General features: G+C 69.0%; 8 protein-coding genes and 2 pseudogenes. 4 read left to right on the top strand and 6 right to left on the bottom strand.

Annotated elements, in window-relative coordinates:
- Nucleotides 1–59: 59 nt before the first annotated feature.
- Complete coding sequence (locus ACZ61E_RS23550) at nt 60–1034, bottom strand: glycoside hydrolase family 6 protein (protein WP_469701825.1); 975 nt, start codon at nt 1032–1034, stop codon at nt 60–62.
- 213 nt (nt 1035–1247) lie between these two features.
- On the opposite strand from ACZ61E_RS23550, the gene ACZ61E_RS23555 reads away from it, so the two are divergent.
- Nucleotides 1248–1394 (top strand): hypothetical protein, encoded by a 147-nt coding sequence (locus ACZ61E_RS23555; protein ID WP_469701826.1) that lies wholly within the window; start codon nt 1248–1250, stop codon nt 1392–1394.
- 78 nt (nt 1395–1472) lie between these two features.
- Here ACZ61E_RS23555 and ACZ61E_RS23560 read toward each other — a convergent pair whose 3' ends face one another.
- A complete protein-coding gene (locus ACZ61E_RS23560; protein WP_469701827.1) occupies nt 1473–2165 on the bottom strand; it encodes a hemerythrin domain-containing protein in 693 nt (230 codons plus the stop codon).
- Nucleotides 2166–2267: 102 nt separating this feature from the next.
- On the opposite strand from ACZ61E_RS23560, the gene ACZ61E_RS23565 reads away from it, so the two are divergent.
- The 3 genes from ACZ61E_RS23565 (at nt 2268) to ACZ61E_RS23575 (ending at nt 6969) form a co-directional block, all read left to right on the top strand.
- Nucleotides 2268–4952 carry an AfsR/SARP family transcriptional regulator gene (locus ACZ61E_RS23565; protein WP_469701828.1) on the top strand — a complete coding sequence of 895 codons (2685 nt, stop codon included), beginning with the start codon at nt 2268–2270 and terminating at the stop codon, nt 4950–4952.
- Between the two features lie 99 nt (nt 4953–5051).
- The gene (locus ACZ61E_RS23570; RefSeq protein WP_469701829.1) at nt 5052–5903 is read left to right on the top strand and encodes an LLM class flavin-dependent oxidoreductase; all 852 of its coding nucleotides are present in this window, start codon (nt 5052–5054) and stop codon (nt 5901–5903) included.
- A gap of 274 nt (nt 5904–6177) precedes the next feature.
- Nucleotides 6178–6969, top strand: coding sequence for an alpha/beta fold hydrolase (locus ACZ61E_RS23575; protein ID WP_469701830.1), 792 nt, complete (start codon nt 6178–6180; stop codon nt 6967–6969).
- A 199-nt stretch (nt 6970–7168) separates the two neighbouring features.
- Here the strand turns inward: ACZ61E_RS23575 and ACZ61E_RS23580 are convergent.
- The 4 genes and pseudogenes from ACZ61E_RS23580 to ACZ61E_RS23595 form a co-directional block, all read right to left on the bottom strand.
- Nucleotides 7169–7747, bottom strand: a pseudogene (locus ACZ61E_RS23580) (HAD family hydrolase); the annotation flags it as partial.
- Between the two features lie 281 nt (nt 7748–8028).
- Nucleotides 8029–8445, bottom strand: a complete 417-nt coding sequence (locus ACZ61E_RS23585) for a DUF4259 domain-containing protein (RefSeq protein ID WP_469701831.1) — start codon at nt 8443–8445, stop codon at nt 8029–8031.
- A 324-nt stretch (nt 8446–8769) separates the two neighbouring features.
- Nucleotides 8770–10074: an ISL3 family transposase gene (locus tag ACZ61E_RS23590; RefSeq protein WP_469701834.1), complete on the bottom strand. Its 1305-nt coding sequence runs from the start codon at nt 10072–10074 to the stop codon at nt 8770–8772.
- A 179-nt stretch (nt 10075–10253) separates the two neighbouring features.
- Nucleotides 10254–10466, bottom strand: a pseudogene (locus ACZ61E_RS23595) (sulfite exporter TauE/SafE family protein); the annotation flags it as partial.

The following is a 10466-nucleotide window of genomic DNA, read 5'->3' on the forward strand; positions in this document are numbered from 1 at the left end:
GTGACCAGGACGGTCATCAGAACGAGCGAGCCGGTCTCCACACTGACGAACCGGGCCGTTCAGTATCCGTAGATCATCTTGTACGCGACTTCCGGGAGGAACTGGCCGGCCACGGAGCCGGCACCGACTCCGCAGTTGCCGTCGGACTCACCGGGAGTCTTCAGCCACAGCAGCATCTCGGCTCCGCCACCCGTCTGGCTGACGGCCCCGGTCTTCCGGCCGGCGGGGTTGCACCACTCGCCGTTGGAATCGTTGCCGTTGCGGCTGGTGTCGATGACGAAAGGCTTCGTGTAGCCGTAGGACGCCGACAGCGCCGAGTTGATGGCGTTGCCGTAGCTGATGTTGCGGCCGTTGCCGTAGTAGTTCGAGATGTTCGACGCGAAGCCGTGCGCCTGTCGGGCCCCGGCGCCGTCGAGATGCCGGGCCATGGTGCCCGCGTCGATCCACGCGGGGTTTCCGGCATCCAGGTACGTCCACGTGTTGGGCGCGTGCGCGGAGAACTGCGCCAGGGCGTCTCTGAGCATGCCGTTGCGCTCATCGATCTGCTGCTGGGACATACAGCTGAAATCACCGAGGGAGTCCGGCTCGATCACCACCAGCGCCGGTCGATTGCCGACGGCCGAGGCGAAGGCGGAGATCCAGGTGCGGTACGCCGCCGGAGAACCCGCCCCGCCGCCGGAGTGGCCGCCACAGGCGTCGCGGCCGGGGATGTTGTAGGCGATCAGGACGGGAAGCTTGTCGGCGGCGTCCGCGGCTCCCACGTAGGAGCCCACGGCGGCCCCGATGTCACCGCTCCAGGAACCGAACCACCGGGCCATGGGGCGCGAGGCGATGTTGTCCCGGATCGCCGGCGCCCGTCCGTCGCCGGGGTTCGCCGCAACCCATGCGGCCGGAGTCGAGTTCGGGTCCGCGTAGAACCCGCTGGTCATGCCGATCGGATCTGCCAGGACGCGGGCGTCGGCCTGCCCGGTGCCGAGGGGCAGCAGCAGGCACGCGAGCGCCGACGTGACGAGCGTACGCATCATCTTTCTCATGAGTGCAGTACCTCTCTGGGAGCGCTCCCACGTTGGTGGTGACTCAGCTGCGAGGGAGACGCGGGTGGGGGGGGAGGAGGATCGAGCGGCGGTCCCCTTGAGGTTCCGTCTGAGAACTGCCGCTGTCAGACGAGACAGTGGCAGGGGGTCAGTCCGCTGTCAATGAGTTCGGTAAGGGTCGGCGGGCGAAGCACCTTTGGTGAAGGCGGTGGGGTGCCGTCCCGAACTGAAGAGACGGGCTCACGGGCAGCGCTGGGCGAGGTGCGCCCGCAGCAGGGCCGGGTCGACGAGGCTGAGGGCGGCGAGGCGTCCGTCGGAAAGGTGCTGGAGTTCCGGCAGGCGGCGCGCATTGCGGTGTAGTGGTCGGCGTTGAAGCTGCCCTTGGGTGTGGTGATCCTCAGGGTGCTGTCCCGCCCCAGTGGCCGCCGTCGCCGCTGATCAGCCGGTGCTGAGATCTGAATCCCGGCTCGCGGAGGCCAGGCGCTTACGACGGGTGCGATAGAGACGAGTACCCAGCGGGCGGCCGGCATGCCAGACGACGGCGGGAACGGCGGCCCGCAGGAGCTGGGCCTGCTCCTGGCTCGCCCCGTGCAGAGCCATGCCCAGCATCAGCAGACGCCGCGCGAAGGACACCTTGCCCAGGGACGCCTCGACGGTCGCCTTCCACTCGTGTTCGGTCAGGTGGCGATCGATGAGCGGCAGGATCCGCTCCTCCTCCAGCGCCAGATGCTCGTACAGCCCAGGCAACAGACGTTCGGCGACGGCGGCGACGGCATCCCGGTCGGAGACGTCCGCGGATACCTGCCAACGCCGGCCGCCCGCGGCGAGCGCCTCCAACTCGTCGTCTATGGAGGCGTGCTGCCGGTCCATCGTCTCGATGAGGGGCCCGACGTCCTCGGGGCAACGCTCACGCAGTAGGGGCCACACGTGGTCGTCCTCGCTGGTGTGATGGGCGTGCAGGAAGTCGACCATCATCAGGACGTGGCCGGCGACGACGCCGGTGCCGTGGGCGTCACCCGCCGGCACACCGGCGATCAGCTTGGGCAGAGAGCCGAACTCCCTTCGCATGGCGTCGTGCGCGCCGATCATGTCGCGGCTGTCGGCCATCTTCTCGTTCTTCTCGGGGTGCATGGGAGCAGCTTCGGGGCCGTACCTTTCAATCCGCCTACAGCACGGATACGGCGAGGCCGCCGCGTCGTTGCCGCCATCGGTGACATGGGCTTACATGGTGCGGTGCTGACGTTCGCGGTGCTGGGTCCGTTCGAAGTCCGTGCGGGTGATCAGCCGGTCCACGTCGGAGGCCGGCTGCCCCGCAGACTGCTGGCGATCCTGGTCGCCGGGGAAGGACGCCCGGTCTCGGAGGACAGCCTGGCCGAAGGACTGTGGGGTGACCGCCGGCCACGCAACCCCGAGGGCGCCCTCCAGGTGTACGTCTCCCGGCTCCGCCAGGTGCTTCCGGGCACGGTGTTGCAACGCTCGGCGGGCGGCTATCGGCTCCTGGCCGCCGAGACCGACGTCGAACAGTTTCGAGGCCACCTCGTCCGGGCCCGTGCGTTGGCGGCCGTCGCCCGTCACGCCGATGCGCACGAGGCTTTCGAGACGGCGCTGCGGTTGTGGCGCGGGACACCGTACGAGGACCTGGCCGACGACGAGTCGACGGCCGCGATCCGTGCCGCTCTGGTGGAACAGCGTGACAGCGCCCAGGAGGAGGGCGCGGCGGCTCTGCTGGCCACCGGCGACCATGCCGGCGCGGTGCCCGTGCTCGAGCTGCTGGTGCACGCCGCGCCGTACCGCGAACGGCGTTGGCAGTTGCTGGCGTTGGCGCTCTACCGTTCCGGACGCCAGGCCGACGCTCTGAACGCGGTGCGCCGGGTCCGGACGCTGCTGGCCGAGGAACTGGGTGTCGACCCCGGACCCGAGCTGCGGCAGCTCGAGGGCCGCATCCTGTCACAGGACCCGGCCCTGGCGGCCACCGGCGTCCGGGCGTCGGCTCCCGGCGATCGGCCGCTGTCGTCGTTCATCGGCCGGGGCGCCGATCTGGCACTGCTCAGCCGTCTCGTCGACACGCACCGGCTCGTCACCATCCTCGGGCCCGCCGGATCGGGCAAGACCCGCCTGGCCGTGGAATGGGCCGGACGGGCCGCCGTCGTCCGGCTCGCCCATGTGGCCGACCCCGCCCACCTGATCTCAGCGGTCGCCGAGGCGGTCGGCGTCACCGGGTTCACCGGGGACCCGTACGAGGCGCTCGTCAAGCGGCTGCACCTGCACGGGAAAGTCCTGGTGCTCGACAACTGCGAGCACCTCGTCAGCGATGCGGCCCGGCTCGTCGTCGACCTGCTCGACCGCGTTCCCCTGTTGCGGGTGGTGGCCACCAGCCGCAGCCCGCTCGGCGTCGACGGCGAGCACAATCTGCCGCTCGGTCCGCTGGACGGCGACGACGCCGCTACGCTACTGACCGATCGCATCCGCGCGGGCCGGCCCGGCTGGATCGAACAGGACACCGACCGCCGGGATCTGCGCCGCCTCGCCGACGCGCTGGACCGCCTGCCGCTGGCCCTGGAACTGGCGGCGGCGCGGGTACGGACCTTCGGCGTACGGGGGCTGATCGAAAATCTGGACGACCGGTTCACTGTGCTGGGCAGAATCCCGCACAGCAGGATGACCCCGCACGCGACGCTGCAGGACGCGATCGCCTGGAGCTTCGACCTTCTCTCCGGCGAAGAGCGCGACCTCGCGGTGCGACTCTGGCCGTACGAGGGCGGCTTCCCCTTGGAGGCCGCGGGCTCCGCCGCCGGGCTCGGCGTGCTCGCCACGCTGGTCGACCAGTCCGTGGTCACCGCCGAGACAGGCGGCAGCACGGCGCGCTACCGGATGCTGGAGACGATCCGGGCGTACGGCCGCTCCGTGGACAAAGATCCGGCGGCGACCCGGGCCGCCCATGCCCACTGGGTCCGCGAACTGGTCGTTCGTGCCGAGGGCGACCTGCGGGGCGTACGGTCCGCGACCACGATGGCGGAGCTGCGGCTGGAGTTGCCGAACCTGCGCGCGGGACTCGCCCACGACCTGACTCATGCCCCGGCCGAGGCATTGCGTACGGCCGCGCGCCTCATGTGGTTCTGGATCCGCAGCGGCCTGCTCGCCGAGGGCAACCGGATGCTGACCACGGCCCTGGCCGCCGCGCCGGACGCCCCGCTCGGCGACATCGTGCGGGCCAGGACGTCGTCGGCCGCCCTGTGCTACTTCACCGGCGACGTCACCACGGCGCGCCGCATGCTGTCCGATGCGAACCTGGCGGTGGCCTCGGAACCGGGGTATCGCAGCTTGCTCGCCGAGGTCCGCTACTACCAGGCTCTGGTCCAACTGCCGGGAGGCGACCCGGCGATCGCACTGGCCGCGTCGGCCGAGGCGCACGCCATCGCCACAGAGACGCAGACCACCTGGCTGATCGCGGCCACCGCGATGGCGTGGGGCGCCGCCCTCGTCATGGCGGGCCGGATCGCCGAAGGCCGAAGCCGGTTGCGGGCCGCCGTGCGGCTCGCCGACGCCTCCGGGCTCGTCTGGACAGCCGCGCTGAGCGAGCTGATGCTGGCCCAGACCCTGGTCGACGCGAAGGACGGCGAAGCGCTGCCCCTGCTGCGGTCCTCGCTGCGGCGCTTCCTCATCGAAGGCGATCTGAGCAACCAGCTGGCCGTACTGCACAACGGGGCCCTGGCCCTGGACGCGGCCGACGACACGGCCGGCGCCACGCTGCTCCGCGACATCGTCCACTTTCACCAGGCGCGCAGCGACATCCGACCGGCCGGCACCTTTCTGCATTCGACCGCGCCGCAGGGCTGGTACGAAGGCGAGCCTCCCTCCCAGCCGCCGGCACTCAGCGACGCCGTCGCCATCCTGAGCGGCTCGGCGCGCGCTGTCTGACGGTTGTAACCGAGGTGTATGGGTGCCCGGCCAGGATCAAGTCGGGAGCGGTTCACGGCCCCACCATGTCGACACCCTTACCGACTAAGGAGCTTCTCGATGCGCATCGGCATCGGCATACCCAACCAGGTCCGCGACGTCCACGCCCCGGTGATTCCCGCCTGGGCCCGCCGAGCGGAGGAAGCGGGCTTCTCCACGCTGGGTACCACCGGCCGGTTCGCCTATCCGGGCGTGATGGACACCGTCGCCCTGGCCGCGGCCGCCGGGGCCACCACCACGATCGGGTTGCTCAGCCAGGTGCTGCTGGCAACCACCTGGCCGGGGGCGCTGCTGGCCAAGGAGGCAGCCTCGATCGACGGGGTCTCCGGCGGTCGGCTCACCCTCGGCATCGGGGTGGGCATCCGCGAGGACGACTTCGTCGTGCCCGGGCACGGACCCCGGGACCGGGGCGCCCGGATGGACCGCGATCTCGCGACCTACCGGTCGATGTGGGCCGGCGAACCCGTTCCGGGTAGTCCGAACCCGGCGGTTCCCGCCGGAGGACGGCAGGTTCCGCTGCTGTTCGGCGCCACCACTCCGGCCGCCTACCGCCGGATGGCCCGGTCCTCGGACGGCTTCATCGCCGGATCGGTGCCCGCTGCCCTGGCGTCCGGCGCTTTCGACGCCGCCCGTGCCGAGTGGCAGGCGGCCGGACGGCCGGGACAGCCCCGGCTGGTCGCCCTCAACTACTTCGCGCTGGGCGATCCCGAGCGCGGTCGCGCCAACATCGCCGATTACTACGCCGCTACCGGCGAATACCAGAAAACCGTCGTCAACAACGTCCACACCGACGCGGAATCACTCCGCGACGCAGTCAAGCAATTCGAGGCCCTGGGCGCCGACGAGCTGATTCTGGGCCCCGGAACCGACGACCTCGACGAGGTCACCCGCCTGGCCGAAATCGTCCTCTGACACGAAGCACACGCCTCTACTGTCAGCGCCCGTCACCGCTGACTGTCAGGGCGACACCGTCCACCGGCCGCCGGTCCGGCCTGCCCCGCTGAAGTCACCTGCCCATTCGCTTACACGAGGCGCCAGCCGGAGAGCAGTTGGGGGTCACCCGGCGCTTCGCGGTGTGCGAAATGGCCCCGCGTATTCCGCCGACCCGGCCAACGGCCGGGACCTCTTCCGATCAGGCCGTCATCACACCATCTCGATCCGCAAATTTCCCCAGAGAGGCCCACTCGTGAGGAATCGCACAGCAACAGCACTCGCTATCGGTCTGCTGACCACGCTGTCGACTGCGTGTTCACCGGCCGAGGCCGACATGGAGAAGATCACCTGGAAGAAATGCCCCGAAGGCGTGGCCGCGGCCGGAGTCGAATGCACCACACTCGATGTCCCGCTCGACTACGAGAAGCCCGACGGGAAAACGATCGAAATCGCCGTCTCCCGGCTGGCGAGCAAGAATCCCGACAAGCGCCGCGGCGTCCTCCTGACCAACAGTGGGGGCCCCGGCGGAGAGACCCTCACCATGCCGGCCACGCTGCGCAAGCTCGGTCTCCCCAAGAGCGTCCTGGACAGCTACGACATCATTGGGATGGACCCCCGGGGCGTCGGGCGCAGCACGCCGGTGACCTGTGGGCTGAAGCTGACGGACCACCCGAGCAACATCCCCACCTACGCACGGAACGCGGCGGACGTGGCGGCCGAGGCCAAGCGTGTCGAGGCCGTCGCGAAGAAGTGCGCGACTTCCAGGACGGCGGCGATCCTCCCGCACATCACCACGGCGAACACCGCCCGCGACCTGGACCGGGTCCGCGAAGCCCTCGGCGAGTCCAAGGCCTCCTATTTCGGTATCTCCTACGGCACCTACCTCGGTTCCGTCTACGCCACGATGTTTTCCAGGAACACCGACCGGGTCCTCCTGGACAGCGTGACCGGCCCCGGTGGCTGGAACACCTTGTTCGCACGCGACTTCGGTCGGGGTGTCGCTATGCGGGGGAGTGGGTCGGCACCAAGCTCCGCTGGGACCTGAGTGTCGACAAGCGCCAGCTGGAGGCGCTGAAGGTCCTCTCCGACGGGCCGTGCGAGAACACGGCCGTCGTCTACACCCCCGCACCGTAGGCCGCGTCGGGGAGCTGGGTGCCGGTGAGCCGGATGTCCGCGTGTACGCGGGCGCGGACTCCCGGCACTCCGGGCCCCGTCGTACGAAGGTGACGCCGGAGGTGGCCCACAGACGTTTGAGCGGCGATGCGCGTGATCGTCCCGATGTTGTCCTCGAACAGATGTGCCTGCATGCCCGCCGCCCGGGCGGCCTCAACGTTGGCTGGAACATCGTCCACGAAGAGACAGCTCTCCGGTCCCACTTCCAAGCTGGCGCAGGCAGCTTCGAAGGCGCGCGGGTCAGGCTTCTCGATGCCGATCTCGTGCGAGTAGACGATCTGCTCAACCAGTTCGTCGAAGTGGTAGAGCGCAGTCTCCCGCTCCCGGGCTCCAACGAAGCTGTTGCTCAAAATGCCCAGCCTGCAGCGCCCCTGCAGCGCCCGCACGCAGGCGATGAGTTCCGCGTTCGGCGTTCCCAGATACTCCGTCCAAAGGTCAGCCATGAAGGCTTCGAGCTGGTGAACGCCGAGACCCAAGCGTGATGCCACTTCCCAGTGCACATCGTGTTCGCTGATGTGCCCGACGCTTCCAGCACGCCACACGTCGCGCATCCGCTCATTGACGGTGCCCATCGGCAGCTCCAGCCGCTCTTCCCACCGCTGCATCTCCAGTACGCCGCCGATGTCGAGAATGACGCAGGTCGTGGTCACGCGAACTCCCCCCTCTTCGTCCCGCCTGGCCAGCGAGCACACTTCTGTGATCCAGGGAGACACTGTTGTCCTTCCCATGGGAGCACGGTCAAGCATCCTGGGAACGCTCTGTGACAGTCCTGTCGCGAGCCGCTGACACGGTTCGGCCGCACCAGCAGATGCCGCCAAATCTCGTGACGCGAGGCACTTCTACACCAGTTTGGGAGGCGGTTGGAGGGGGAGCGTCCGGCGGAATTTTCACGAGTTTCGGTTCTGGCACGACTTCCGTGAAGCGGTCACGACTAGTGATCAGAGGGTGTTTCGAGTGCTTGGAGGATCTGTCGCACTTCCTGGCGCCACTGGTCGGCGTCGGCGCTGTCCACCCAGCCGGCTGCCATTTCAGATCCATCCTGGAGAACCCGGTGCAGTGCGAGTCTCGCCGACGCCCGAAGGGAGGCCGGGAGTGCGGGCAGCGGTTGCCTGGGGCCGTCATCGGGGTCAATCACGATGGGGCTGTCCGGGAGGGTGCTGGCGACGAGGGCGCCAGCGGCAATGGCTTCGGCCCCGTCTCCGCCATCGACGCGTTCTCCCGAGTCGGTGACTCGGTGGAATGCCCGCTCCAGCACGTCAATGACCTGCTGGTGGGTGAGCCCCTCAAGTCCATCGACGAAGTCTGCGGCGAGGTCGCTGTCGAACGGGCCGGTTCCCCACGTTCCCATGCATGGCTCCTGATATGGCTGTCTCGGACGAAGACATGGTTCCAGGAGCCACTGACATCGGTCACGGTGCGAGGAGAACCCGCTTGCGGAGCAGTGCGAAGCCGGCGCGACCGAACATCTGTCGCTTCGACGACGCCGGAGTTCCAGGGCAGGGTCAGGCCGGCGATGACTGCGTTGCGGTCTCGGTCGATGCCAGCCGCGAGAGTGTGGAGGCTGGGAAGGTCGTCCTGGCGGACGGCGTCGAGCCACTGCGGAAGTCGTTCCCCCTGCCGCTCGGTGAGCATGTGGGCGAAGGACCGGACGTGACCGGTCAGGGCGTTGAGTTCAGGGCAGTTGGCGAGGACGGCCTTGAGCCGGAGCTGCTCGATCTCGGTCAGCGTCTCGGGTCGGCTGAGGATCCATCTCGTCACCACGCGGGGTGCCGGCGGTTGCGCGGTGACCGGCCGTGGCGAGGTGCGCTTCTCTCGCAGGTAGGCGCTGACCCGGCCGTAACTGCCGCGATAGCCCAGGGGAACGATCTCCTCCCAGAGCTTCCAGGCGTTGGTGCAGCCCTCGTCCCAGCGTTCGTCCGTCCAGGTAGGGCTTGTACTCGTCGACAACGGAGGTCCTGTTGTGCTGCCACTGGCCGCGAAAGAGGTCTTCCGGCTTCACAGCGTCGGCGAGGCTTTTGACGGTGCGGTGGGTCATCTGGAGCTGACGCCCGATGGAACGCCGGCTGTGGCCGGCTTCCAGCAGCGCGTGGACCGTGGCGTGCCTGGCTCGGACACGGTTGGCGAACCGCTCGCTCCGCCATGGAGAGTCCGACTTCTCCCCTGGCGGCGCCGGTTCGTCGGCCTTCCCCTCACGATCGGGGACCAGGACGCGAAGGCACTGGCGGTGGCGGGCGACAGCCCGCTCAGCGGCCTCTCCGAGGTTGTGCCACAGATGCCAGCGGTCGGCGACCTGCGTTGCCTGGGGTGCCCCGGCTGTGGCGCCTTCCGCGAAGAACGGCGCGCGGTCCCGGCAGACGATTTCGATCCCCGGTCGCTTCTCCAGCCACGCAGCCAGGCTGGACGCCTCCCGGTCAGGCAGCAGATCCACCGGCCGACGGGTTTCGACGTCGACGAGCACCGTGCCGTAGACCCGTCCTTTGCGTGTGGCGTACTCATCAACACCAACCACCCGCGGAGCCGGGACTTCGGGTTCGGGCAGTGCATCGAGCAGCCGCAACACCGAGCTGCGGCTGATGGACACCCCGAAGGCCCGTGCCATCCGGGCGCCAGCCCGGCCGGCGAGGGCGAGACCCACCGCGGCGAGAGTCGACCGCAACCGCTCCGTCCACCTGCTGTGCCGCCGGGTCAGTCCCGGCATCTGCTCAGCGAACGTCCGCCGAGCACACGAAGAATCCGGACAGAAGAACCGCCGAACCCGCAGTTGTAGAACCACCAGACGTCCCCCACTCGGCACGTCCGCAGGAAACCGCAGGTAAGAGCTGTGCACCCGGAACGACTCGCTCCCACAGTCCGGGCATGCCGCCCCGGCCGCCGTGCTGCAGACGTCGATGCGTATCGCCTCGTGGCTCACGTCTAACGACAGCACGGACACGTCCGCGATGGACGGTAACAGCAGGCCCTCCAGACGGGGCGACATCTCTTCCACGACGCCGCACTGTCGACCACAATAAGATCGGCCCTGGTCATTTTCAGGCAACTTCCCGGAGCCTGACTGGAGCGTCAGCCGTCACTCAGCGTGCGCGCATCACGGAAAGCGAGCCAGAACCCGAGTTTCGACAGCACCTGAGTGTCGTGGGGCAACTGGGCGCTGCATGGTCAGCGAAGGGTTTGAACCGCGTAGAGCGCTCCGACGCCGGTGGCGAGGGTACTGAGGAGAAGCCGGAGCGCGGTGTCGGGCAGGTGGGGCTGGAGGCGGGCGCCGAAGTATCCGCCCAGAAGTCCTCCGGCTCCGCAGGACAGGCCCAGCACCCAGTCGGGGGCGACGTCACCGGTGGCGGCCAGGGAGAGCAGCGCGTAGGTGGCCGCGCC

It is taken from the genome of Streptomyces sp. NPDC104581 (assembly GCF_055583685.1).

What these genes read in the sequence shown, in the direction of transcription:
- ACZ61E_RS23550 (WP_469701825.1), bottom strand. Translation starts at nt 1,034, where the DNA reads ATGAGAAAGATGATGCGTACGCTCGTCACGTCGGCGCTCGCGTGCCTG.
- ACZ61E_RS23560 (WP_469701827.1), bottom strand. Translation starts at nt 2,165, where the DNA reads ATGCACCCCGAGAAGAACGAGAAGATGGCCGACAGCCGCGACATGATC.
- ACZ61E_RS23570 (WP_469701829.1), top strand. Translation starts at nt 5,052, where the DNA reads ATGCGCATCGGCATCGGCATACCCAACCAGGTCCGCGACGTCCACGCC.
- ACZ61E_RS23585 (WP_469701831.1), bottom strand. Translation starts at nt 8,445, where the DNA reads ATGGGAACGTGGGGAACCGGCCCGTTCGACAGCGACCTCGCCGCAGAC.
- ACZ61E_RS23590 (WP_469701834.1), bottom strand. Translation starts at nt 10,074, where the DNA reads ATGTCGCCCCGTCTGGAGGGCCTGCTGTTACCGTCCATCGCGGACGTG.